This window comes from Streptomyces rectiverticillatus (assembly GCF_013394065.1).
Classification (GTDB): domain Bacteria; phylum Actinomycetota; class Actinomycetes; order Streptomycetales; family Streptomycetaceae; genus Streptomyces; species Streptomyces rectiverticillatus.
In genome coordinates, this window is record NZ_CP040752.1 from 5725886 (window position 1) to 5751372 (window position 25487).

Annotated in this window: 15 protein-coding genes and 1 pseudogene; 10 read left to right on the forward strand and 6 right to left on the reverse strand. The window is 70.7% G+C overall.

Going from position 1 to position 25487, the window contains the following annotated elements:
- Window positions 1-26: 26 nt before the first annotated feature.
- Window positions 27-3491 (reverse strand): ALF repeat-containing protein, encoded by a 3465-nt coding sequence (locus tag FGW37_RS24960; protein WP_425506663.1) that lies wholly within the window; start codon window positions 3489-3491, stop codon window positions 27-29.
- 379 nt (window positions 3492-3870) lie between these two features.
- Here FGW37_RS24960 and FGW37_RS24970 point away from each other — a divergent pair, with 379 nt between their 5' ends.
- The 7 genes and pseudogenes from FGW37_RS24970 to FGW37_RS25000 all read left to right on the forward strand — a co-directional run bounded on the left by FGW37_RS24970 (window position 3871) and on the right by FGW37_RS25000 (window position 13962).
- Window positions 3871-4398 carry a hypothetical protein gene (locus tag FGW37_RS24970; RefSeq protein WP_246430539.1) on the forward strand — a complete coding sequence of 176 codons (528 nt, stop codon included), beginning with the start codon at window positions 3871-3873 and terminating at the stop codon, window positions 4396-4398.
- A gap of 333 nt (window positions 4399-4731) precedes the next feature.
- Window positions 4732-5931, forward strand: a complete 1200-nt coding sequence (locus FGW37_RS24975; RefSeq protein WP_343067226.1) for an ROK family transcriptional regulator — start codon at window positions 4732-4734, stop codon at window positions 5929-5931.
- A 176-nt stretch (window positions 5932-6107) separates the two neighbouring features.
- Entirely contained in the window at window positions 6108-7214 is a 1107-nt protein-coding gene (locus tag FGW37_RS24980; RefSeq protein WP_246430540.1) for a substrate-binding domain-containing protein, read from the forward strand.
- Window positions 7215-7225: 11 nt separating this feature from the next.
- Window positions 7226-8023, forward strand: a pseudogene (locus FGW37_RS24985) (ATP-binding cassette domain-containing protein); the annotation flags it as partial.
- Between the two features lie 209 nt (window positions 8024-8232).
- The gene (locus FGW37_RS24990; RefSeq protein WP_179083092.1) at window positions 8233-9525 is read left to right on the forward strand and encodes a sugar ABC transporter permease; all 1293 of its coding nucleotides are present in this window, start codon (window positions 8233-8235) and stop codon (window positions 9523-9525) included.
- 655 nt (window positions 9526-10180) lie between these two features.
- A complete protein-coding gene (gene dxs, locus FGW37_RS24995; protein WP_179083093.1) occupies window positions 10181-12139 on the forward strand; it encodes a 1-deoxy-D-xylulose-5-phosphate synthase in 1959 nt (652 codons plus the stop codon).
- 320 nt (window positions 12140-12459) lie between these two features.
- On the forward strand, window positions 12460-13962 hold the full coding sequence (locus FGW37_RS25000) for an amino acid permease (RefSeq protein WP_179083094.1): 1503 nt from the start codon (window positions 12460-12462) through the stop codon (window positions 13960-13962).
- 86 nt (window positions 13963-14048) lie between these two features.
- On the opposite strand, the gene FGW37_RS25005 is transcribed toward FGW37_RS25000, so the two are convergent.
- Window positions 14049-14435, reverse strand: a complete 387-nt coding sequence (locus tag FGW37_RS25005; RefSeq protein ID WP_179083095.1) for a PIN domain-containing protein — start codon at window positions 14433-14435, stop codon at window positions 14049-14051.
- A gap of 129 nt (window positions 14436-14564) precedes the next feature.
- Here FGW37_RS25005 and FGW37_RS25010 point away from each other — a divergent pair, with 129 nt between their 5' ends.
- Window positions 14565-15662 (forward strand): PLL family lectin, encoded by a 1098-nt coding sequence (locus FGW37_RS25010; RefSeq protein WP_179083096.1) that lies wholly within the window; start codon window positions 14565-14567, stop codon window positions 15660-15662.
- Between the two features lie 128 nt (window positions 15663-15790).
- Here FGW37_RS25010 and FGW37_RS25015 read toward each other — a convergent pair whose 3' ends face one another.
- From FGW37_RS25015 to FGW37_RS25030, 4 genes are read right to left on the reverse strand one after another with little or no spacing between them, the layout of a single operon-like run.
- A complete protein-coding gene (locus FGW37_RS25015; protein WP_179083097.1) occupies window positions 15791-16885 on the reverse strand; it encodes a C40 family peptidase in 1095 nt (364 codons plus the stop codon).
- Window positions 16886-16914: 29 nt separating this feature from the next.
- Window positions 16915-17397 (reverse strand): poly-gamma-glutamate biosynthesis protein PgsC/CapC, encoded by a 483-nt coding sequence (locus FGW37_RS25020; protein ID WP_179083098.1) that lies wholly within the window; start codon window positions 17395-17397, stop codon window positions 16915-16917.
- Complete coding sequence (pgsB, locus tag FGW37_RS25025) at window positions 17394-18674, reverse strand: poly-gamma-glutamate synthase PgsB (protein WP_179083099.1); 1281 nt, start codon at window positions 18672-18674, stop codon at window positions 17394-17396. The genes FGW37_RS25020 and pgsB overlap by 4 nt, the downstream gene beginning before the upstream one ends.
- A gap of 4 nt (window positions 18675-18678) precedes the next feature.
- Window positions 18679-20928, reverse strand: coding sequence for a HAMP domain-containing protein (locus FGW37_RS25030; RefSeq protein WP_246430541.1), 2250 nt, complete (start codon window positions 20926-20928; stop codon window positions 18679-18681).
- A 224-nt stretch (window positions 20929-21152) separates the two neighbouring features.
- Between FGW37_RS25030 and FGW37_RS25035 the strand changes: the two genes are divergently transcribed.
- On the forward strand, window positions 21153-22190 hold the full coding sequence (locus tag FGW37_RS25035; RefSeq protein WP_179083100.1) for a hypothetical protein: 1038 nt from the start codon (window positions 21153-21155) through the stop codon (window positions 22188-22190).
- Window positions 22191-22508: 318 nt separating this feature from the next.
- A complete protein-coding gene (locus FGW37_RS25040) occupies window positions 22509-25427 on the forward strand; it encodes an NACHT domain-containing protein (RefSeq protein ID WP_179083101.1) in 2919 nt (972 codons plus the stop codon).
- The last annotated feature ends 60 nt before the right edge of the window (window positions 25428-25487 follow it).

Genomic DNA, 25487 nt, shown 5'->3' on the forward strand with positions numbered 1-25487 from the left:
TTCCGTCCTGTCCAACCGGCAGGGCGTCAGTAGTCCATGGACTCGGTCCAGGAGAAACTCTGTGACCTCGTCCTCATCGGACCGAGCCAGTTGGGAACGCCGTTGACCTTGTCACCCAGGTACTTGTCCCACAAGCCGTTCAGTCCCGGGATGGGGGGATGCATGAAGGAGTTGAGGCTCGTCTCGTTTTCGATGGTGATCCTCACCTGTGCAGTACTCGTCTTCTGATCTCGCGAGACCACATTGAACTTGTAGCTGTACGAACCGATGAAGAGGTTCCCTGCACTGCCGTAACGGCCGTGGGAGAACTTCCTCACCACCCACGCGGAGCCGCCCAACGTCAACACGTCGATGGCATCGTCGATCGGCCGGGTCCAGCCTTCTTCCTTCAAGAGATTGTAACCGTGGCTGCGTTCGGGGTCGGGGGTGTCTCGTCCTGCGCTGACCTCCTCGCGAATCCTCCTGCGGACCACGTCCATCGAATGGTCCTTGCGCAGTTGCTTGGTGAACTCGTCGTCAGGGCCGTATTGTGTGTGATTCTCACCACCGATGCCGGTCAGCCACTGCAGGCCCGTCATGAACGGACCCGGCTTGTCCTTGGAAGCGGATAGATCCGTCGTCGTCATCATGGCGAGCTGCATCCGCACTTCCACCGGCAGCTTTTCGCGCTCCCTCCGCAGTTCCTCCTGCTCCTGGCGGCGTTTTTCTTCCTCCTGCATCTGCAGGTAGCGAAAATGCTTGTAGGCGTCCTGGAAGGCGCCGTCAGCGGCAGTAGCGTCCTTGCCGGCGGTCATTGCGGAAGTCCGGGCCGCATCGGCGTAGGAATAAGCCGCACTCGCCGACAGTGCTGCTTGGCCTGCGGAGATGTCGGCGCGTGTTGCGGAGTAGGCAGCTTCGTCGGCATCGTGCTCAGCCGCTGTCGCCGCCGCGTCAGCAACACGTGCCGACTTGAGTGCTTCTACTGCTGATGCCTCGGCCTGCTGAGCGAACGCGTTCGCCTGTTCGGCGAAGGCCTTGGCTTCTCCCGCCGACTTGGCGGCCTGTTCGGCATAGGCCTTGGCCTGATCGGCGGCCTTATTTGCCTTGACCGCGACGATGGCGGCCTCAGCAGCGTTCTTGTGCGCGAGGGCGGCAACTCCTGCTGCCCCGGCGATGAGTTGCTGGACCGTGGCCACATGCGTGGCCGTCAGCTGATCTCGTCGGGCTGTCGAGTATTGACCGATCTTGACGAAATCGTGCAAGGCGCTGTCGGTTCCCTCGAGGGCGATCCGGGCCGCCGCCTTGGTCTCGGCACCGTCGCTGTTGAGCAGGCGGCTGGCGATGATCCGGTCGTCCGTGGCCTGGGCGGTGTACTGGCCTTCCTCGACGAAGGCGCGGAGCTTGCCGATCGAGCCGTCCCGCAGGACGGCTTGAGCGGCGCTCTTGAGTTCCTGGCCACCACTTCCCATGATCTGATTCACGCGGATGCGGTAGTCGGTCAGCGCGACATCGTACTGGCCGGTTGTCAAGAACTCGCTGATCTGCTTGGCATCACCCTTGAGCGTTGCCGCAGCCGCCGTACGTACGCTCTCCACATCACTGATACTCGCCAGGCGTTCGACTCTTGCGCGCTGGTCCTCAGTCGAGGCCTGCTGCCAACCGAGGCGCAGATAGCTGAGCATCGCCTCATCCGAACCGGCCAGTGCGGACTTGGCGGCCGACTGGCTCCACGGTCCGCGAGTCTTGAGGGCGAGAACCGCGACCTTGCGGCCCTTGGCGGTCATTTCCTTGACCCCGGTGCCGGGCTTGACCGCCTCGGCGACGAGACGCGTGGCTTCGGCGTTGAGGTCCTTCGTCGTTCGGGCCGCTTGGTCCGCCTTCGCGGCCTCCAGCTCCTCGGACTTCTTCTCGGCCCGGGCAATCTCGATCCCGGCCGCCGTCCTGGCCTTCAACTCCTCGGCCTCGATCTTCGTCGCGACGTCGTGAACCTTCTTGGCGGCGGCGACTGCATCCGACGCCTTGTCCGCGGCTTCCTTCGCGGCCTTGGCGTGCTCCGAAGTCTCCTTCGCGGCGGTGGTCGCCTCGCCCGCGTGCTCCGCAGCCCGCCGTGCGGCTGCGGCTGCTTGCTGAGCATGACCAGCGGCCGAGTGAGCGGCCTTTCGGGCCTCACCCGCAGCACCTGCCGCTTCGTAGGCGAGGTCCCGTGCTGCGACGGCCGCCCGGCGAGATTCCCTTGCCTGGCTACGGGCATTCGCCGCCCATGCCTTGGCCTCGGCCGCATCCGCGCCGGCCTCGCCGGCGTAACCCCCGGCTTCGTCGGCAGCGTTAGCCGCTTCGTCTGCGTTGGCACTGGCACTGAGCGCCGCGTCGGCAGCGAGACCTGCGGCCCGAGCCGCCGCCTCCACCTCCCCGGCTACCCTTTCCGCCGCCTGCGCCGCGCGTACGGCCGCATCCGCTTCCTCGGCTGCATGGCGGGCGGCCGAAGCCATTCCGGCGTCCGACGCGGCGTCTGCAGCCGCATTTCGGGCCCGTGCAGCTGCCGAAGCCGCTGCCGAGGCCGCGGCAGCGGCGTTCGCGGCAGCATTTGCGGCCATGCGCGCCGCATAGTTGGCTGCCTGCGCCGCGCCGATGGCCTCCTGCGCGGCGCTCGCGGCACCCTTTGCGGACTTCGCCGCACTCCGTGCCCAGTCGGCCGCTCGGCCGGCGTCCTTGCCTGCCGCCTTGGTTTCCGCGGCGGCCTTCTTCGCGTCGTCCTTGGCCAACTCGGACGCCTTCACCGCACGGGCCGAGGCGCTCTTGGCGGCATTCGTCTGCTGCTTGGCCACTTCGCCCGCATCCTTGGCCTGCTGAGCCAACTGGGCGGCAGTGGCGCGCTCCTGGTCACGGGAGCGGGCGATGTTCTGCCCTACCGCGAGAAACTCGCGTATGTCGTTCGCCGATCCTTGGAGTGCGACCCTCGCGGCCTCCTTGGTCGCCGGCCCGCCCGCACTCATGATTTGCGTGACCTTCAGCCGGTCGTCATTGCTGCGAGCCGTGTACTGGCCCTGGTCGAGGAACTTGCGGACGTCGTCACTCGAGCCTCGCAGCGCCGTCTGGGCAGCTTCCTTGGAAACCGGACCGTCCGACTCCATGATCTGCGTGGCCCGGATCCGCATGTCCGTCTCGAAGGGTGCCTTCCAGCCGTCTTTGAGGAATGCACGTAACTTCTCCGCCGAGCCGGATCGCAGCGCCTCGTAGGCCACTTCGCGTACTGTCACGCCGCCGGCCATGAAGAGGCGTGTCACATCGGCGCGGTCGTCGGTGTACTCGGCGAAGTCCTTCTCACTGCCAAGGAATTTGCGGACGTCCTCGTCGGTACCCATGAGCGCTGCCTCGGCCGCAGCCTTGACCGCTGGGCCGCCCGACGTCCACAACTGTACGACTCGACCGCGATCGGTCGCCGGAGTCGCAGGTTCATCCGCTGCTGCCGGGGAGGCCCCGAGCAGACCTGCAAGAAGCGTGCAAGGCAGCACGTAGAGGCTCAGGGAACGTATGCCGAGCCTGTGCGTACTTCTGCCTCTCGTCAAGAGGAGGTTCTCTCTCACCAGTCGGTTCTTCCCGATCACTTGCAAATCGCCGCACTTCGGCGGCGTGAGCATAGTCAGTGCACACGAGGTGACGGGCCGTCATGGTCGCTGTTTGTGCGCCATTTCGAATGCTCGCGGAGCGGGTAGGTGTCATGTACGCGTCCATCGCTTACTGGCGGTAGGCCTTTGGAGGACTGGTGAATCACAGTGATGGATTGTCAAGCGCGTGCAAAGTCGGCATGGGTGATAGGTTCCCGCGCAGTTGTCTTTATTTCGCCGTTACGCGCGGCCTTCGCCGATGCGTAACCATCGGAAGGATTCACTGGTGTTACTTCGCACGCGCCGCATGCTGATCGCCGGTGCCATCGGGGCCGGATCCGTCATCGCTGGTATCTCGGCTCTGGGTGTCGCCACCGCCGCCCCCGCTCCTGCACCTACGGATGACGACGTGCCTCCGTTCGCTGTGGAGACCTTCGACTACCCGAACGCAGCGAAGATCCTCCAGGAGCAAGGCATCGAGCTCCGTAAGGGGGACGGGCGCATTCTGCTCGCAGATTGCAAGGTCTCGCAGACCATCCAGATCTCGACCTCGGTGAACCACCCCGGGCAGAGCAAGCCGGGTCTGTACTGCTTCAAGGTCACCGGAAACGGCAAGTCCGGCTACCTTGAGCTGAAGGTCCCCGGCGTCTACGGCATCATGACCGATGACGTTGCTGTCCAGGCGACGCTCAGCGCTGAGGGTAAGCGCCAGGACCCCGTCGTGTTGGGCAAGAACGACGCTGCGGGGGTCGGCGTGGGCGCGCGAGTGCCGGGCGCACCCACCACGTTGATCGAACTGCGCGTGATCGACTGATCGCCGGACCGGTCGAGCCCGGTCGAGCCGCCACTGGAGCCCCGGTCTGCGCCGGGTAGCGGTCCCAACGGATTCAGACTCCGCCGCTCCCGGAAAAATGGGAGTATGGCGTATTTAGGGGATGTGGGGTGTGTGTCCGTCTTTCCCTCGCGGCAAGACGGACGCTCCGGTGGGCCCGTGAAGTTCGCGAAACGGTTCAAGGCCTTGACGGGGTCTGCCTCCGACGGCTCAGCTTAGAGTTCATGTGTTGTATGGATGGCCGGGCTCCAGGGTTGTGGTCCGGTTGAGGGGACGGCCGGCGTGCCGTGTCCGGCTAGGCGGGAGTGGATGGGCGTGGAGACTCCGGGGTCGCAGTCGTCGCTGCACCGGGCCAACCTTGAGCGGGTCGTGCGTGCGGTGCGCAGGGCGGGGTCGCTCACGCAGGCGGAGATCGCCCGGGCTACCGGGCTGTCGGCCGCCACGGTCTCCAATATCGTTCGGGAGCTGAAGGACGGCGGGACCGTCGAGGTCACGCCCACCTCCTCCGGGGGGCGGCGGGCCCGGAGTGTGTCGCTGTCCGGGGATGCCGGGATCGTTGTCGGTGTTGACTTCGGGCATACCCACCTGCGGGTGGCCATTGGGAACCTCGCGCAGCGGGTGCTTGCCGAGGACGCCGAGCCGCTTGATGTGGACGCTTCCGCCGCGCAGGGGCTCGACCGGGCTGAGCAGCTGGTCAGGCGGTTGATCGACGATGCCGGGATCGAGCCTGGGAAGATCATCGGGGTCGGGCTCGGTGTGCCCGGGCCCATCGACGTCGAGACCGGCACGCTCGGGTCGACCGCCATCCTGCCCGGGTGGGCCGGGACCAATCCGCGGGACGAGCTCGCGGGCCGGTTGAAGGTGCCTGTTCACGTCGACAACGATGCCAACCTCGGTGCGCTCGGCGAGCTCGTGTGGGGGGCCGGGCGCGGGGCCTCCGATCTTGCGTACATCAAGGTCGCCAGTGGTGTCGGGGCAGGGCTTGTTATTAATGGGCAGATTTACCGTGGGCCGGGGGGCACTGCGGGGGAAATCGGGCATATCACGCTTGATGAGTCCGGGCCCGTTTGCCGCTGTGGCAATCGTGGGTGTCTTGAGACCTTCACTGCCGCCCGGTATGTCCTTCCCCTGCTTCATTCGGCTCATGGAACCGACCTCACCGTCACCCGCATGGTGCAGCTCGCGCGCGAAGGCGACCCCGGATGCCGGAGGGTCATTTCGGATGTCGGGCGGCATATCGGGAGCGGGGTGGCCAATCTCTGTAATCTGCTCAACCCCCGTCGCGTCGTCCTCGGCGGCGATCTTGCCGACTCCGGCGAGCTCGTGCTCGCGCCCATCCGCGAATCCGTCTCCCGGTACGCGATCCCCAGCGCCGCACGGCAGTTGGAGGTCGTCCCCGGTGCGCTCGGCGGCCGGGCCGAGGTGCTCGGTGCGCTCGCGCTCGTGCTGAGTGAGATGGGTGATTCCACCCTGCTCGACACACCCGTTCCGGCCGGTTCGCCCTTGCCTGCCTGAGGGTCCGGCAGGCATCGGCCCATTTGTGGCCGGAACCCTCTTGAGTTTACGTAGATAACGAATGGCATCGTTGCCGTCTCGTTAGGGATTTACTTCTTGACGGTGCTCCAGGCGCCGAGTTGACTTCCAGCCACCTCGGCCGCAATGACGCGGCCTCGTCAGGGAGGTTTCTGCAAGTGAACACGCATCTGCGTCGTGCAGCCGTGGCCGTTGCGGCCATGTCGATGGCGGCCGGTCTCGCCGCCTGTGGCAGCGCCAAGGAGGCCGGTGGCGGGGAGACCAAGAAGGACAAGAAGGGCCCGCTCACCATCGGGCTCCTCCTTCCGGAGAACCAGACCGCACGCTACGAGCGCTTCGACAAGCCGCTGATCGAGAAGAAGATCAAGGAATTGGCGGGCGCCGACACCGTCGTCCTTTACGAGAACGCCAAGCAGGACGCCTCCGTCCAGCAGCAGCAGGTCGACACGATGATCACCAAGAAGGTCGACGCGCTGATCGTCGATTCCGTGGACGCGAAGTCGATAGCCTCCTCCGTGAAGAAGGCGAACGACAAGGGCATTCCCGTCGTCGCCTACGACCGGCTCGCCGAGGGCCCGATCAAGGCCTACACCTCCGTCGACAACGAGCGCGTCGGCAAGATCCAGGGCGAGTCGCTGCTCAAGGAGCTCGGCGACAACGCTTCCAAGGGCCAGATCGTCATGATGAACGGGTCGGTCACCGACCCGAACGCCAAGATGTACAAGGATGGCGCCCACTCCGTACTCGACGGCAAGGTCAAGGTCGGCAAGGAGTACGACACCAAGGAGTGGAAGCCGGAGAACGCCAACGAGAACATGAAGGGCGCGATCTCCTCGCTGGGCAAGGAGAACATCGTCGGCGTCTACTCCGCCAACGACGGCATGGCCGGCGGCATCATCACCGCCCTCAAGAGCGCCGGCTTCGACAAGCTCCCGCCCGTCACCGGCCAGGACGCCGAGCTCTCCGCCGTCCAGCGGATCCTCTCCGACGAGCAGTTCATGAGCGTTTACAAGCCGTACAAGCCCGAGGCCGATGCCGCTGCCGAGATGGCTGTTGCGCTCGCCAAGGGGAAGTCGCTCGACGGAATCGCCAAGAGCACCGTCGACAGCGGCACCCAGAAGAAGATCCCCTCCATCATCGTCACCCCCTTCGCGCTGACCAAGGCCGACATCGGGAAGTACGTCGGTCAGGAAGGCTTCTTCAACCGCGACGAGATCTGCACTGAGAAGTACAAGGCTCAGTGCGACTCCGCCGGGATCAAGTAGGGGTTTCGTAGATGTCCGCCACACCCGTCACACAAGCCAAGGGCGCCACCCCCGTCCTCGCCCTGCGCGGGATCTCCAAGCGCTTCGGTGCCGTCCAGGCGCTCACCGACGTCGACCTGGAGATCCACGCCGGCGAGGTGGTCGCCCTCGTCGGCGACAACGGCGCCGGCAAGTCCACCCTCGTCAAGACCATCGCCGGCGTCGGCCCCGCCGACGACGGTGTCATCGAGTGGGAGGGGCGGCCGGTCACCGTCGACCGGCCGCACGCCGCCCAGGAGCTCGGCATCGCGACCGTCTACCAGGACCTCGCGCTCTGCGACAACCTCGACGTCGTCGGCAACCTCTTCCTCGGCCGCGAGATCTCCCGCGCCGGGGTGCTCGACGAGGTCGAGATGGAGCGCCGCGCCCGTGAGCTGCTCTCCACCCTGTCCATCCGGATCCCCAGCGTCCGTATCCCCATCGCCTCGCTCTCCGGCGGGCAGCGGCAGACCGTCGCCATCGCCCGCTCGCTGCTCGGCGAGCCCAAGATCGTCATACTCGACGAGCCGACCGCGGCGCTCGGCGTCGAGCAGACCGCGCAGGTCCTTGACCTGGTCGAGCGGCTGCGCGAGCGCGGGCTCGGCGTCATCCTCATCAGCCACAACATGGCCGACGTGAAGGCCGTCGCCGACCGCGTCGCCGTTCTGCGCCTCGGCCGCAACAACGGCACGTTTCCGGTGGCGAGCACCACCCAGGAAGAGATCATCTCCGCCATCACCGGCGCCACCGACAACGCTGTCACCCGGCGGCGGGCCCGCTCCGCGGAGGCGGCGGAGGCTGCGGAGGCTGCGAAGGCCATGGAAGCGGCGAAGGCTGCCGGTGCGCCCGGTGCGCCCGGTGCGCCCGGTGCCGCCGAGGCCGCCCCGGTCACCCCGGCCGACAAGGCCGACCCCCACACCGACAACGCCGACAAGGCAGCCGAGTCCGATAGGGCCACCCAGGCCGGCCACCCCGACAAGCCCGAGAAGGAGGCGGGCGCATGACCACCAAGCTCCCCACCAGCGGCGGCCCGGCCGCCAACGGCAACGGCCAGGCCCCCGCCCACGACGCCGTCCCCGCCGTCGACCCCCGTCTCCTCGTCCGCGTGGAGGGCTTCGCCGGTTACTGGACCGAAGGCCTCCGCAAGCTCCGCAGCGGCGAGCTCGGCTCCCTCCCCGTGGTCGTCGGCCTGATCGTCATCGCCCTGGTCTTCCAGCTGCGGGACCCGGCCTTCCTCGGCGCGGAGAACCTCAACAACCTCTTCGTCACCGCCGCCGGCACCGGCCTGATCGCCGTCGGCATCGTCTTCGTGCTGATCCTCGGCGAGATCGACCTCTCCGTGGGCTCGGTCAGCGGGCTCGCGGCCGCCGTCTTCGCCGTACTCAACGTGAGCCACGGCATGCCGGAGTGGCTGGCGCTCATCCTCGCGATCCTCTCGGGCACCCTCATCGGTGCCCTGCACGGCTTCTTCTTCGCCCGGATCGGCGTACCCGCCTTCGTCGTCACCCTGGCCGGCCTGCTCGGCTGGAACGGCCTCATGCTCCAGGTGCTCGGCTCCAACGGCACCATCAACCTCGACGACTCCGGCATCGTCGCCGGTCTCACCAACCACTACTTCACCGACATCTCCGCCGCTTACGGGCTGGCGACGCTCGCCGTGGCCGCGTTCTTCCTGGTGTCCTTCCGCGACAGCAGGCGCCGCGAGGCCGCGGGCGTGCCCAGCAGGCCGCTCAGCGAGATCGTGCTGCGCACGGTGGCGCTGGCCGTGCCCGCCTACGTGGTGGCCTGGCTCTTCAACCAGTACAAGGGCCTGCCGCTGGCCGTGGTGATCTTCCTCGGGGTCGTCGTGGCGCTCGACCTCGTACTGCGCCGCACGGCGTACGGGCGGAAGGTCTTCGCCCTCGGCGGCAGCGTGGAGGCGGCGAGCCGCGCCGGCATCAACGTCGCCGCGGTCAGGATCTCCGTCTTCGCCCTCTCCGGGACGATGGCGGCCGTCGGCGGCATGTTCCTGGCGTCGCAGATCAACGCCGCGAACCAGTCCTCCGGGGCCGGCAGCCTGCTGATGAACGCGATCGCCGCGGCCGTCATCGGCGGCACCAGCCTCTTCGGCGGGCGCGGCAAGACCTGGTCCGCCCTGCTGGGCGTGCTGGTGATCCAGTCGATCGCGTCGGGCATGGCGCTGCTGGGCATCGCCTCGGCGGTCCAGTACATGATCACGGGCGCGGTGCTGCTGGCCGCGGTGGTGATCGACTCGGTCTCCCGGAAGACCCAGAAGACCGCCGGCCGGGCGTAGGGCCTGCCGCCGGCTTCGGCATACCGCCGCCCGCCGCCCGCCTGGGGTGGCGGGCGGCGGTGCCTTTGCGTACGGGTGCGCGGCCGTACGGGTGCGCCTGCCGTACGTGCATGCCTGCCGTACGTGCACGCCGGTCCGCCCGCTGCCGCCGTCGCCGGCGACCCGCGCGTTGTGGCTGGTCGCGCAGTTCCCCGCGCCCCTTTCAGGGCGCGGCCGAGCCGCAGTGGAGTCGGTTCCCCCCCGCCCCCTTGCCAGGTTCAGGGCGCGGCCGAGCCGCAGTGGACTTCGATTCCCCGCGCCCCTTTGCCAGGGTTTCAGGGCGCGCCGAGCCGCAGTGGACTTCGGTTTCCCCCGCCCCTTTGCCGGGTTTCAGGGCGCGGCCGAGCCGCAGGGACTTCGCCCGGGCCGCCCGGTTGCCGGTCGTCATACAGTCGTACGTACGAGTCGTCCGTCCGGTCTTCGTCGACCCGCCCGGACCGTGCCCTATGAGGCGTTTTGCCGTGTCGTCGGTCGCTCATGCGTCCGGTCGGGTGACTCAGGTCGCATCACCCGTTCATCGCCACCGCGGGCGGAACATTAGACTCGACGGATCTAGAGGTTCCTCAAGACTTCTACACGTTCTACAAGCCGACAGCTCGACGAAGAGGAGGCACGGGTGGCCCTGCTGACCCGCATCAGGGAACCGCGCGACCTGGACCGGCTCAGCCCGGAGCAGCTCGACCGGCTCGCCGCGGAGATCCGCACCTTCCTCGTCGGCGCCGTCTCCAAGACCGGCGGACACCTCGGGCCCAACCTCGGCGTGGTCGAGCTCACCATCGCCCTTCACCGGGTCTTCGACTCGCCGAAGGACAAGGTCCTCTTCGACACCGGGCACCAGGCGTACGTGCACAAGCTGCTCACCGGCCGCCAGGACTTCTCGAAGCTGCGCGCCAAGGACGGCCTGTCGGGCTACCCCTCGCGCGCCGAGTCCGCCCACGACGTCATCGAGAACAGCCACGCCTCGACCGTGCTCGGCTGGGCCGACGGCCTCGCCAAGGCCAACCAGGTCCTGGGCAAGGACGACCACGTCGTCGCGGTCATCGGTGACGGCGCACTCACCGGCGGCATGGCCTGGGAGGCGCTGAACAACATCGCCGTCGCCAAGGACCGGCCGCTCGTGATCGTCGTCAACGACAACGAGCGCTCCTACGAGCCCACCATCGGCGGCCTCGCCAACCACCTGGCCACCCTGCGCACCACGGACGGCTACGAGCGCTTCCTGGCCCGCGGCAAGGACATCCTCGAGCGCACTCCGGTCGTCGGCAAGCCGCTGTACGAGACGCTGCACGGCGCGAAGAAGGGCCTGAAGGACTTCATCGCCCCGCAGGGCATGTTCGAGGACCTGGGCCTGAAGTACGTCGGCCCGATCGACGGCCACGACATCGAGGCCCTGGAGTCCGCCCTGCAGCGCGCCAAGCGCTTCGGCGGCCCCGTCCTCGTGCACTGCCTGACCCAGAAGGGCCGCGGCTACAAGCACGCCGAGCAGAACGAGGCGGACCGCTTCCACGGCATCGGCGCGATCCACCCCGACACCGGCCTGCCCGTCGCCTCCTCCGGCGCCAGCTGGACCTCCGTCTTCGCCGACGAGATGGTCGAGCTCGGCAAGGAGCGCGAGGACATCGTCGCCATCACGGCGGCCATGATGCAGCCGGTCGGCCTCGGCAAGTTCGCCAAGGCCTTCCCCGAGCGCGTCTACGACGTCGGGATCGCCGAGCAGCACGCGGCCACCTCCGCGGCCGGCCTGGCCACCGGCGGTCTGCACCCGGTCTTCGCCGTCTACGCCACGTTCCTCAACCGCGCCTTCGACCAGGTGCTGATGGACGTCGCCCTGCACAAGTGCGGCGTCACCTTCGTCCTGGACCGCGCCGGCGTCACCGGCGACGACGGCGCCTCGCACAACGGCATGTGGGACATGTCGATCCTGCAGGTCGTCCCCGGCCTGCGGATCGCCGCCCCGCGCGACGCCGACCAGGTCCGCGCCCAGCTGCGCGAGGCCGTCGAGGTCACGGACGCCCCCACCGTCGTCCGCTACTCCAAGGGCACCGTCGGCCCGGCCGTCGAGGCCGTCGGCACCATCGGCGGCATGGACGTGCTGCGCCGCCCCGCCGAGGACGTCGTACGGCCGGACGTCCTCCTCGTCTCCGTCGGCGCGCTCGCCCCGATGTGCCTGGAGATCGCCGACCTCCTCGACAAGCAGGGCATCTCCACGACCGTGGTCGACCCGCGCTGGGTCAAGCCCGTCGACGAGGCGCTGCCGGGCCTGGCCGCCGAGCACCGCGTCGTCGTCACCGTCGAGGACAACGGCCGCGTCGGCGGCGTCGGCTCGGCGGTCGCGCAGGCGCTGCGCGACGCCGGCGTGGACCTGCCGCTGCGCGACTTCGGCATCCCGCCGCGCTTCCTCGACCACGCCTCCCGCAAGGAGGTCATGGCCGAGATCGGGCTGACCGCGCCGGACATCGCCCGCCAGGTGACCGGGCTCGTCGCCAAGCTCGACGGGCGGCTCGAGGACGTCCCCGAGGCGCCCGTGGCGGGCCCTGAGGCCGCCGAGGCCGCTGCGGAGCCCGCGCGCGACTGAGCGCTCTGCGCTCGATCTGCGGTCCGCTCGGCTGCGGGCCGTGCGTGGCTGGTCGCGCGGTTCCCCGCGCCCCTTACGGGCACAGTTCCCCGTGCCCCTTACGGGGCGCGGTCACCGCTCCTCACGGACCGGTCGGACCCCCTATCCGGGTGGTCCGACCGGTCCGTCTGCATATGGACCGGTGCATCCCATCGGGTGAATCCTGTTGAGGGCGGCCGGTCAGGCCCCTGCCCGGCCCGGATCATCGCGGACACTCGCTCAGTTCATGGTGAGCACGTCATGGTGAGCACGCGAGCAGGTGGACAGGTGGAGGTGGGCCGATGAGCACGAGCGAACAGCAACCTCTCGGGGAGCCCCGCGGCAAGCGCGGTGTCTTCCGGACCAAGACGGTGGAGCAGTCCATCCGGGACACCGAGGAGCCCGAGCACGCCCTCAAGAAGTCCCTCACCGCCCTCGACCTGACGGTCTTCGGCGTCGGTGTCGTCATCGGCACCGGCATCTTCGTCCTCACCGGCAAGGTCGCCAAGGAGAACGCCGGCCCGTCGGTGGCACTGGCCTTCGTCCTCGCCGGCATCGTCTGCGGGCTCGCGGCGCTGTGCTACGCCGAGTTCGCCTCCACCGTGCCGGTCGCCGGCTCCGCGTACACGTTCTCCTACGCCTCCCTCGGCGAGCTGCCCGCCTGGATCATCGGCTGGGACCTGATCCTGGAGCTGGCGCTGGGCTGCGCCGTCGTCTCCGTCGGCTGGTCCGGCTACATCCGCTCCCTGATGGACAACGCGGGCTGGCACCTGCCCACCGTCCTGGAGGGCACGCACGACGGCCGCTTCGGCTTCGACCTCCTCGCCTGCATCCTCGTCCTGGTGCTGACGGCGATCCTCGTCCTCGGCATGAAGCTGTCCTCGCGCGTGACGGCCGTCGTGGTCGCGATCAAGGTCACCGTCGTCCTGATCGTGATCATCGTCGGGGCCTTCTTCATCACCGGCTCCAACTACGAGCCGTTCATCCCGGACTCCCAGGGCACCACGGCCGGCAGCGACATCCAGGCCCCGCTCGTCCAGCTCATGTTCGGCTTCTCCCCGTCGAACTTCGGCATCATGGGCATCTTCTCGGCCGCCGCCGTCGTCTTCTTCGCCTTCATCGGCTTCGACATCGTCGCCACCGCCGCCGAGGAGACCCGCAACCCCCAGCGCGACGTGCCGCGCGGTATCCTCGGCTCCCTCGCCATCTGCACGCTGCTCTACGTGGCCGTGTCCGTCGTCGTCACCGGCATGCAGAAGTACACCGAGCTGTCCACGGACGCGCCCCTCGCCGACGCCTTCAAGGCCACCGGGCACCCGTTCTGGGCCGGGCTCATCAGCTTCGGCGCGGCCGTCGGCCTCACGACCGTCTGCATGATCCTGCTGCTCGGCCAGAGCCGGGTGTTCTTCGCGATGAGCCGCGACGGGCTGCTGCCGAGGATCTTCTCCCGAGTCCACCCGCACTACGGCACGCCTTACCGGTCCACGATCCTGCTCGGTGTGGTCGTGGCCGTGCTCGCGGGCTTCACCTCGATCGACGTCCTCGCCGAACTCGTCAACATCGGCACGCTCTTCGCGTTCGTCGTCGTGGCCCTCGGCGTCGTCATCCTCCGCCGCACACGGCCCGACCTGCCCCGGGCCTTCCGCACCCCGCTCGTGCCCGCGGTGCCCCTCCTGTCGGTCCTGTCCTCGCTGTGGCTGATGCTCAATCTGACGGCCGAGACGTGGCTGCGGTTCGCCGTGTGGATGGCCGTCGGCGTCGTCGTCTACTTCGTGTACGGGCGGCAGCACAGCCGGGTGCCGTAGCCCTGCGGGGGATGCCGGGAATGCCGGGGCTTCGTGCCCCGGAGTCTCGGGGTCTCGGGGTCTCGGGGTCTCGGGGCATGTCCGGCCTACGGCCGGAGCAGGCTCGGCCCGGCGACCTCCGCGCCCAGGGCCGTGACGCGTGCCCGCAGCTCACGGTCGGCCGTGACGACCACGCAGGGGCGCCCCTGCGCCCGCGCCGCCACCACCTCGACGATCTTGTCGTCGCCGCTGCCGACGGCCCGCTCGACGCGCACGCCCGGCACCGGCCCGACGCCCCGCGCGGCCCCCTCGACCACCAGGACGATCTCCGGCGCGCCCGTGAACAGCGTCCGTTCCCCGGCCGCCGCGTAGGCGGCGATACGGTCGCGGAGCCGTATCGCCGCCCCGAGGCGGTCGCGCCACCAGCCGTCCGGCACCGAGCCGACGACGTTCGCGGAGTCCACGACCAGGAGAACGGGGAGGAGGTCACTCATGCCCACAGCCTCGCACGCCAACTGCGGGCGGAGGCCCTGACCGGCCACGATGTTATTGTCGAGGGTCGACAAACGGGCTCCGAGCGCAGCGCGACCGAGGCCGAATGCGAGAAAGGCTGGCAGCGAGTCATGGCAGTGCGTACGGCCACCCCGGTCACCGGCTGGCTACTGAGGGGGAGCGACGGCCGTCTGACGGCCTACGCACCGGCCGAGGGCGGTGTCGTGCGCTGGACCGAGACCCGGCCCGGCGGCCCGCAGTGGACGGGCCCGGAGCTGCTCGCGGTGCCCGGCCTGGAGCCGTGCCTGTCCATAGCGCAGAGCCCGCAGGGCTACGTGTTCCTCGTCGGCGTGCGGCAGCGCGAGACCGATGCGGGCGAGATCGACACCGACATCGTGTACGCCACCCAGTTCCAGCCCGGCCGCCCGCCCACGAACTGGCGCTCGCTCGGCTCGCCCCACGGCCCCGACCGGGCGCGCTCCGCCCAGCTCGGCGTCCCCACCGCCGCCGTCGACTCCGTCGGCCTGCAGGTCTTCGTCCGCAACTCCGGCGGCGGCGTCTGCGGCCGCCGGCAGGACGCCCGCGGCATCTGGGGCCCTTGGACCGACATGAAGGGCAGCCACGTCCTCGACGGCCTGACCGCTTCCGCCACGCCGTCGGGGCGCATCGAACTGCTCGCCCCCGCGAGCGAGTTCGTCCTGCGCTGGCGCCAGGAACAGCCCGGCGGCCCCGTGCGGCGCGTACGCAACGTCCCGGCCAAGCCGGGCGCTTGCTCGGCGACGGCCGGGGTCACCGGCGACGACCGGGTCACCCACTTCTGGCGGGACGCGGTCGACGGGGAGCTGCAGACGCTGGCGCCGGAGGCCGTTGCCGGTGAGGCCGGCGGCGACGCCGACACCGACGCCGAGCCCGCCACCGCCTCGGTCGGCGGCACCGGCAGCGGAGCGGTCGCCGTGCTGCACGCCGTTCTCGACGGCCATGAGTGCACGGTGCTGGCCCAGCGGGCGGCTTCCGGGCTGCCGGCCGTCGCCGTGTGCCCCAGCGGGGACGAGGTGCTGGCCGCGCAGTGGTCGGAGACGGGGGAGGAGTTCGCCGGCGCGCCGGCGCTGGCCCTGGACGCGGCGGGGCGTGTCACAGTGGCGGTGCTGGGTATGGATGGTCACTTGCGGGTGGCTCGGCAGCGGGCCGACGTGCCGGGGCTGGCACTCGGGCCCTGGCAGCGGGTCTAGGGGGCGGGGGCTTCTCCCCTACCCGCCCCTTCCCGAACCGGGGGCACGCCCCCGGGCCCCTGTATCGCGCTGAACGCGCTCGTCCTCAAACGCCGGACGGGCTCGAATTGTGCAGGGTCGGCGGCTGCTTACAACCGCTTCGCGCTCCGCAGCCCCGCCGCGTAGAAGCCGTTGCCGTCCAGGCGGGCCGTGCCGCCCTTGTCGCCGAAGGTGGGGCCGTTGGCCTCTTCGCGGCTGGAGATGAAGCGGGGTTTGCCGTCGGTGTCGAGGCCCATGTAGATGCCGACGTGGTCCAGGCGGTCCCCGGTGCGCTTGTCGATGTCGAAGAAGACCAGGTCGCCCGGCTGCAGCCGGTCCGTGGCCTCGGGGCGCTTGCCGGTCAGTTCCAGGACCGGTACGCCGGGGGAGAGCCGTGCCATGCCGTTGGCGGTGCGGGGCAGGCCGTCGCCCTTGACGTCTTTGGCCATCAGCGGGTAGCGGGCCCGGTAGCCGAAGACGGTCCGGATGAAGCCCGAGCAGTCCATGGCCCGGAAGCGCGCCGGCTCGGGCCGCTCGACGGTGCCGTCGCGGAAGCGGTAGGGGATGCCCAGGTAGTCGTAGAAGTCGGACTGTTCCAGGCGGAGGTCGCCGGCCGCGGTCCCGTTGGGGTTCAGGGGGCCGAACTGGGCGTCGCCGGAGTACGGGACGCCTTGTGCGTCCTTCTTCTGCGGGGCGCCCTCGAGGTACTCCATGGCGAAGGCGAAGACGTCGGGGTCCTTGCTGCCCAGGGACTTGCTGAACCAGTCCTTGAACCAGGCGGCCTTCTCGGAGCCCTCCTTCCACGCCTCCGGCAGCAGCCGCACCCAGCTGTCCGTGGTGACCTTGGCCGAGGTGTACTTGGGCTCGGTGAAGGTGCGGCTCGCGCCGGTGAGGACGGCGGTGCGGGCGCCGTCGGTGAAGGTGGCGAGCACCCCGCCGTCGGCCGCGCGCACGACGGTGCGGGCGGGGTTGGCCAGCCGCTCGAAGCGGCGTTCCCCGGAGGCCGGCTTGCTGCCGGTCGTCCCTCCGGCGTCGGAGACGGACGCCACCGGCGGCGCGGTGGTGTCCTGCTTCTCGCGCAGCTCCACCGTGAGGTACGCGCTGGTGCCGAGCAGGCCGAGCACGACCAGGGTGTGGACGGCGTGGCGGCCGGTCAGGCCCTTCTTCGGGCCCTTCTTCGGGCCCTTGCTCCGGTCCTTCGTCATGGGGCTGCGCTCCGTGGGGTCGGGAAGGCTCAGGCGGTGGGCATGAAGCCCAGCAGGATGCCGGCGGTCAGGACGACGTAGTTGGCGAGCGAGACGGTGCCGGTGGCCAGCAGGGTCGCGCCGCGCGGCTGGCGCACGAGCTGGTAGGCGATCAGGCCGGGGACGATGAAGCCCAGCGTCTGGTTGGCGTACATCAGCGGGAACTGCTGCTGCAGGATGACGTGGAGCGTCGCCTGCAGCACCACGCCGGTCAGGACGACCGCCGCGAACAGCCGCTTGCCGTAGAGGATCACGTAGCGCTGCAGCAGCAGGGTGGCCAGGTACGTCAGGACGGTGATGCCGACGACCATGGCGGCGCGCTGCAGGCTCTCGACGAGGGTGAGGGCCAGCCAGCCCGGGGTGATCATGCCGCCGGGGGAGAGGTTGGTCGTGAGGTAGCAGACCAGGGAGAACAGCAGGCCGAGGGCGATCCCGATGGCGGCGATCTCCGGGGTGAGGACGGCGGGGATCAACGGAAGTCTCCTGTGGGATCAATGTAGGTCGGGACGTACACCGGGGGCTCCGGCTGCTGCTGCGGCGGCTCCTCCGCCCGCTGCGTCTGCGACGTCTCGTCCGCGGGCAGTCCGGCGAGCCGCTCCAGCAGCAGCTCGCCCTGGCCGTGGATGTTGCCGATGGCCACGAGCGAGGCGCCCGGGCCGAGCCGGCCGAGGATCTCCTCTTCGAGCTCGGCGGCGTCGCGGCGGTCACCGCCGAGGTCGACAATGCGCGAGCGCCACTCGGCGGGGATCGCGTCGGCGGCGCTCTTCGTCGGGTGGCCGATCAGGAAGACCGATTCCGGTTCGAGGCGGGGGATCAGCTCGCCCATCTGCCCGTTGCGCTCGACGCGGTCCGGGCGGCAGTTGATGAGGACGTGCAAGGGGCGCTCGACCGCGCCCAGGCTCAGCAGCTGCTCGACGTTCATCAGCGTCGACTCGGGGTCGTTGGCCGCGAAGATGTTGGCGAAGCGGAACGGCATGCCCTCGGGGGTGAGGTAGCGCTCTACGGAGAGCACGCCGGGGTCCGGCGGCGCGTCGTACATGCCCTGCAGCGCGGTGGCCCGCTCGACGCCGAGGAGCTCGGCGACGGCCAGGGCGATGGCCACGTTCTCCTTGAACGTGAACCAGCTGAAGCCCCGCAGCTCGGCGTCGGTGACGGTCTCCGGGTCCACGGCGATCAGCCGGCAGTCCCGCTTGGCGGCCTCTTCGCGCAGGATGTCCAGCCGGTCGCGCTCGGCGGTGACGCAGATACCGCCGTGCGGCATCGACCGGCTCAGCGAGCGGGCCACGTCGTCCAGGGTGGGGCCCATCTCCGCCAGGTGGTCCTCGCGGACGTTGCACAGCACGCCGATCGTGGAGCGGATCAGCTTGGTCTGGTTGACCTCCTGCAGGGCCGGCATGACGGCCATGCACTCGATGACGAGCGCGTGCGGGCGGTACGCGGCGGCGCGCCGCACGATGCCGATCTGCTCCACGACGTTGGCGATGCCGAACTTGCGGTAGACGGGCTCCTCGGTGGCGTCCGGGTGGATGAAGCGCGCCGCGGTGCCGGTGGTCTTGGCGACCGTGACCAGGCCGCCGCCGCGCAGCGCGCCCGCGCACAGCCGGGTGATGGAGCTCTTGCCGCGGATGCCGTTGATCAGTACCCGGGTGGGGATCATGTCCAGGTTGGTGAAGTGGCGGCGCTGCTCGACGACGCCCGCGACCAGGACGATCGCACAGCAGATCACCAGGACCGTGTAGAGGAAGAGCACCGGGTCAGTTCCTTCCGGAGGGGCGCGCCGGCTGCTTCTGGGCATGGGTCAGTTGCTGCCGGATCAGTTCGAGGTTGCGGACGACCGCGCCCGCCTCGTCGTGGTGCTGCGGGAACAGCACGGTCTTGCGGTCGCCGGCGGCCAGCGCCTCGGCCTGCCCTGCGAGCGTGCGCAGCGGGCGGATCACGAGGATGTGCAGCCAGCCCAGGCAGGCCACGGCGGCGGTGACGCCGAGCAGGCCGGCGAGCATGGTGTGCCGCTGCGCGGTGTACTCGGGCAGCTCCAGCCAGGACGCCGGCTGTTCGCTGACGACCTGCCAGCCGAGGTCGCGGACCGCTCCGCCGCCGGTGAAGGGCGCAGCGGCCGCCAAGGAGGAGCCGTCTGCGGTGCGGTGCAGCAGCGCGGTGCCGTTGCTGGCCTTGCGCGCCTTGACCGCGAGGGTGTCCAGGTGCCGGCCGGGCAGCTTCGAGAAAGCGCGGAAGCCGTGCTGCCGGTCGGCGGCGAGGACGCGGTGCTTGTCGTCCACCAGCCAGACCTGGCCGAGGCCGGGCCGGGTGACCATGGAGATCAGGAACTGCGGGTCGTACTCGCCGACGACGGTGCGGCCCTTGCCGCCGGGCACGGCCGCGTACGCGGCGACCGCCGGTTCCTTGCCCGAGGTGTTGAGCTGGGCGACGGAGTCCGGGTACGGCTTCCGGCCGCCGGGATGGCGCGGGGAGGCCCCGGCGCGGGTGAGGACCTTGCCGTCGGCGTCGAGGACGTAGACGGCGCGGTAGCGGGGGTGTTCGCGCAGCGTCGTCTGCAGGACGGCCTTGTCGCCGGCGTCGTCCTTGCCGCCGCCCGCTCCGACGATCTGCGCGACGGAGGCGACGTCGGCCCAGCCCTCGTTGAGCGCCTTGCGGACGCGGTCGGCGGCGGTGTCCGTACGCCGGCGCTGGTCCTCGACGAGCTGCTTGGGCACGGTCACGCCGCTGCCGGCGCGGTTGAGGAGCAGCAGGAGCGGTGCGGCCCAGGCGAGCAGGACGACGCCGCAGACGATGACGGTGGCGCGGGTGCCGAAGCCGCCGCGCGCCCGGCCGGTGCGGGTGGGCCGCCCGCCGAGCAGCTGGCCGCGCAGGCTCTCCAGGGCGGCGCCGATCCGGGCCGGTTCGCGGCCGCGGAACTTGCGCACCGGCCGGTCGAGCTCGCCGCGGCCGATCCTGCGGCTCTCCAGGTACAGCTGGATCAGCGGGCGCTGGACGGTACGGACCAGGATCCAGGTGACGAGCACGGCGAGGACGAGCAGCACGGCGGCGGCCACCAGCCCGAAGGCCTGGGTGCGTACCGCCTTGGCGTCCTCGGTGACCTTGACGGAGGTGACCACCGACAGGCCGAGGCCGCCCGCGGGGCTGCTCTCGCCGGGGGAGCGGCCCGCCGCCGCGTAGCCCACGGCGGTGCGGTGCGCCTTGCCCGAGCCGCCCATGAGGTGGCCACTGGCGCCCGGGTGGCCGCCGGGCTCGGGGATCTTGCCGAAGGCCGCGGCGGCCGTCTTCGCGGCGCGCTTGGCCCACGCCGTGCGGGTGATCGAGGGGCCGTCCTTGGCGAGGAACGTGCCGGCGGAGTCGACGACGAGCAGGGAGCGGTTCTCGCCGGTGGAGATCCCCGGCACGTTGAGGGTGCCGGAGGCGACGAGCAGCCGCAGTTTGCCGCCGTCGCGCAGGGCGGCGGTGACGAGCATGCGGGTCTCGCCGGAGGGGAGCTTCACGAGCCGGGGCGCGAGGCCGCCGTCCTTGTCGCCGCCTTTGTCTCCGTTGTCTCCGCTCTTGGCGGATTTGTTCGATCCGTCCTTGAGGACGTCGGCCAGCGGGATCGTTTCGCCGCGTGCGGCGAGGAGGCCGCCCCCGGCGGGGTCGATGACCGCGAGGCCGCGCCATTTGTTGTAGACCTTGCCGAGCTTGTCCAGGACGGTGTCGGCCGGTACGGCCTCGGGCCCCGTGAACAGCGCGGCGGCGCGCTGGAGATCGGTGACGCTCTCGTCCAGGGAGGCCCGCAGCGCGAGCGCGCCGTCCTCCGCCACCCGCTGCTGCGAGCTGAGCACGGCCTTGTCGGCGGCGGCCCGGTCGTGGTCGCCCAGTACCAGGGCGGTCGCCCCCGCCACCAGCAGCAGCAGCGCCAGGAGCGCGGCGATCGGCGGGCGGGCGCCGCCGAGCAGGGGCATGTCGGCGCGCCGGCGTATCTTGCGCCGACGCGCGCCGCGCGGAGCGGTGGGCGGCATTCCTGGGTATTCCTTTCGGCCGCGGCACGGCATTGCTGCCCGGGACGGCGGAATACCTTGTTCAGCTTGCCGCTCATCAGGATGGACTGACGGGAACTGCAGAATTCTAAGTGGAAGATAAAGTATTGACAAAATCTTGACGACATGTACCCCATGTGCGTGTGTATCGGGTGCAGTTGAAGTAGAGGCGGGAAAGCGTGCGGCTCCGGGGTACTTTTGCCGGCATGACGAGCCAGCCGGAGACCGCGCGCAGCGTGCGCACGGTCCGCAGCGTGCGTGCGGTGCTGTTCTGCCTGGTGCTCTGCGTGCCGGCCCTGGCCGGGGCGGCCGGCTGCGGTGGCCCGTCGGCCGCGGACGGGAACGGGGACGCGGACGGCCGTAAGGACACGACCAGGTCCCACAGGGCCGCGCCCCAGCCCACCGGCACCGTCGACCTCGCCCGGCGCATCACCGACTACACCGACGGCATCACCGCCGACGGCAGCTACCGCATCCCCACCGAGCGCGAGCGCCGCGCCGTCGCCGACGGCGTCCGCGCCCTCCTCGACGGGGACCGCACCGCGGCCGGGCGCCGGCTGGGCGGCGTCGGATACGCCGTGCACACCCTCGTCGACAGCAGCGGCGGCACCCGGTACGCGGAGATCGCCGACGCCACCCGGGAGGGCGAGGTCCGGCGCGGCTGGGGCCGCGTCTACGTGGACCTGCGCGGACCGGTCCGCTGGCAGGTCCAGGTCCCGCACCCCTCCGCCGACCAGCGCACCGAACAGCTCGGCATCGGGCTCCTGCGCGGCACCCCGGGCGGCGTGCTCGTCCTGGCCGGCGCCCACCGCGCGGCGGACTCCGGCGGCGGACCCGACTCCGCGGACGTCGCCCACCGCCGCGACTCCGTCTTCGCCGCCGTCGCAGGCGCCCTCGCCGAACGCCGCCTCCCCGCCGTCCAGGTCCACGGCTTCGCCGACAGCAGCCTCCCCGACCACGACGTCGTCGTCTCCCCGGGCAAGGGCGAGGAGGGCCTCCCCTCCGCGGTCCGCCTCGCCGCCGCCTACCGCACCCAGGGCCTGCGCGTCTGCGAGGTCTGGGAGCGCTACTGCGGCCGCCTGGAGGGCCGCACGAACGTGGAGGGCGAGGACGCGGAGGAGGTGGGCGTGCCGTTCCTGCACGTGGAGCACAACCGCCGGATACGGGACGACGACGCTCTGTTGGCGAAGGCGGTGCGGGCGCTGGCGGAGGTGGCCGGGCGGTGGGGGACGGGGCGGGGCTGACGATCGGCCACGCCGGTGATCGGACCTCCCGGTGATCGGGCCCGTCGGCGATCCGCCCCGGCGGCGCTTCACTTCGCCGGTGATCCGCACTGCCCGCGGTCCGCTCCGGCGGTGATCCGCGCCTCGATGATCCGCTCCGGCAGTGTTCGCTCCGGCAGTGGTTCGCTCCGGCGGCGGTTCGCTCCGCCGGGTGGCCTTCCGCCGATTCCGCCCCGGGGACCGTGGGGGAGGGGTTACCTGATTCAGGTGCCGGTGGCCCGGGGCGGGTAGGAGCCGTTCACCGGAGCAGGCGGGAATCGGATGCGGGGGTGGGAGCCTATGGGGGCGCCATTGCGCCGGGTGCGCGTGCGCGTCCAACGGCGCATCGGGCTGGGGCTGGCCTGCGCGGCTCTGGTCACGCTGGCCGTCGTGCTGTGGCGGGGCGACGTCGAAAGCCCCGGGACCGCGACGTGGATCTCCGTGGTCTCGGCCGTGGTCTCGGCGTGCGCCTTCGCCGCCGATCTCCTGAACGGCTCCGGCGATGGAGCCGAATCCGTACATCCTGCCGACGCCCTCGCCGAAGCCGTACACAGCCAGTGGGCGGCGGAGGCGCAGCTGCGCCGGCTCCAGGACCCGGCGCCGCTCCGCGTCCGCTGGTCCCGCGTCGGCCCGCCGCTCGCCGACCACCAGAGCAACGTCCACGGGGGACCGGTGCCCCCGCCGCGCGACGACGATCAGCAGCTCGGCCGGATCGTCGAGGCCTACGAGGCGGTGCCGTCGCGCCGGCTGGTGGTTCTGGGCGGGCCGGGGGCGGGGAAGAGCATCCTCGCCGTGCAGTTCGTCCTGGGCATGCTCGCCGCCCGGCAGCCGGGCGGCCCGGTGCCGGTCCTTTTCCCGCTCGCCGGGTGGGATCCGCAGGCCTTCACCCTGCGGGCGTGGCTGGCCGAACGGCTCTCCGCGGAGTACCCCACGCTGGCCGCCTCGGCCGGCGACCACATGCTGGCCTACGAGCTGCTGCAGACCGGTCTCATCCTGCCCGTGCTCGACGGCTTCGACGAGCTTCCCCCGCCGGTGCAGGGCGAGGCGATGCGGCGGCTCAACAGGGAGCTGGACGAACGGCTGCCCGTCCTGCTCACCTGCCGCACCACCGCCTGGAGCCGCGCCGTAGAGGCCGGCGACGTCCTGACCGCCGCTGAGGTCGTGGAGCTGCGACGGCTCGACTTCGACACGGCACGTCACTACCTGGAGCGCACTGCACGGCCGGACGGCCGGGGCTCGACCTCGTGGACACCGGTGCTGGAGGCGCCGCCCGGGCCGCTGGCCGAGGTGCTGGGCACGCCCCTGATGGTGGCCCTGGCCCGCACCGTCTACGGAGACACCTCCCGCGACCCGGCCGAACTCCTGGATGCGGCACGCTTCCCCACGGCGGAGAGCATCGAGGAACACCTGCTGGAGGCCTTCGTTCCGGCGGCCTTCGGCGACGAGCCCGGAAGCACCTGGCGGCCGGACGCGGCCCACCGCTGGCTCCGCCGCCTCGCCCGCGACCTGGACGGCCGGGCCCCGCACCGGCATACCCCGCACCGGCATGCCCCGAACCGGCCCGCCCCGGACGGTCACGACCGCCGGCGCGGCACGTGGCGGCTCGCCTGGTGGGAGCTGCCGGACGCGATGCCGAGGGCGCTGCGCGTGATCGGTCCCGCATTGACGGCGCTTCTCGCGACGGCCGCGCTGCTGGTGCCGCTGGCCTGGTACGGCAAGGGCGTCGTCGGCGACTGGGACAGCACGTTGTCGATGGTCCTTCACCTCGCGGGCGTCTTCCTGGGACTGTGCTGCGGATTCTCCTGCCTGCTGCCCGCAAGGGCGGACACGCCGCAAGGACCGCGCCGATTGGCCCGCATGGCGGTGACGCTGACCGCCGTCGCCGCGCCCCTCGCCGTGGTGGCGGGCCTCCTGGCGCCGCCGCTCTTCGGCCTGAGGCTGGGGGACGCGATCACGCCCCGGCCCGCCTGGTTCTTCAACGGATGTGCTTTCGGGCTGATCCTTTCCATGCTCTTCGCCGTCGCCGGCCTGCCCCGGCGCCCGCCCCCGCTGGGCCTGCCGTGGGCCGGCAGCGCGAGCGGCCTCGGGGTCGTCCGCGCGCTGGCGAGTGGCCTCGCCGTCGCCGGGCCGGTCCTCCTGACCGTCCGGCTGGTCCTACCGGCCGTGACCTGCCTTGCGGCCGGGCTGCTCCTGTTCCTGGCCGGACTGCGCCACGGGGAGCGGGCCGCCGCCCCGTTCACGGGCCCCGCCGCCGTTCTCCGCGGTTTCGCGAGCGGTCTCCTGCGCGGGTTCCTCGTCTGCTCGCTCATCGGCGTGTGCGTTTCCGCGGTCGTCGGAGGCATCGTGGGCGCGCTCGCGGCGTACGAGGTCCGCTCGGCTCCCACACTGACGAACGGTCAGCGGATCGACGGCTGGTACGCCCGGGTGACGCCCGACGGCATCCGCACCATCGACTCCCGGAAGCCGTACGCGGGCGAGCTGCTGCCCCGAGGCCCGCACACCAAGCCGCTCGCCGTACCGCGCCACGGCGACATCGCGTACAACGGGCGCACGCCCGAACCCTTCCACCAGCCGGTCCGCATCCGCATGGAGCGCGGCGGGCCGGTGCTCATCACGGCCGGCCGTCCCCCTGCCGACGCCTGGAACGTGGTGTCCGAACTGCCGCACGGCGTCCGGCTGTGGCTCGCGTACCGCAGCGCGCCGGAGGTCATCGGTGACGTCGTGGTCCCGCTCGCCGAATTCGGCGTGCTGATCGGTGCCATCGGAGGCTGCGCCTCAGGCGTCTACCGCGCCCTGAGCACCCCCTCCGACACCCTCCGGGCCGCCGGCCCCCAGAGCACCCTGCGCACCGACCGCGCCGCCACCGCGGCACGCAGCGCCATCGCCGCCGTCCTCGCGGGCGGGGTCTGCCTGGCGCTGATCCGGGTCGTCGGCAACGGCGGCGCGCTGGGCACCATGCACACCGAACTATGGGTGCCGCTCGGCACGTCCGCGCTCGCGCTGAGCGCCTGGGGCCGGCTCGGGACGGCCCGGATCTGGCTGGCCGTCACCGGGCGCGCGCCGTGGCGGCTTATGGCCTTCCTCGAAGAGGCCCACCGGCGCGGGGTGCTGCGCCAGTCGGGCGCGCACTACGAGTTCCGGCACTTGCGGCTTCAGCAGCGGCTCGCGGGGGCCGCGGAGGATGACGAGCGCCGGGCGGCTCCGGCGCCGGTGCCGTGAAATACAGCGGTGTGCTGCGAGCGGAAGTCCCGCTCGCAGCACACCGGATGTCAAGCCAGC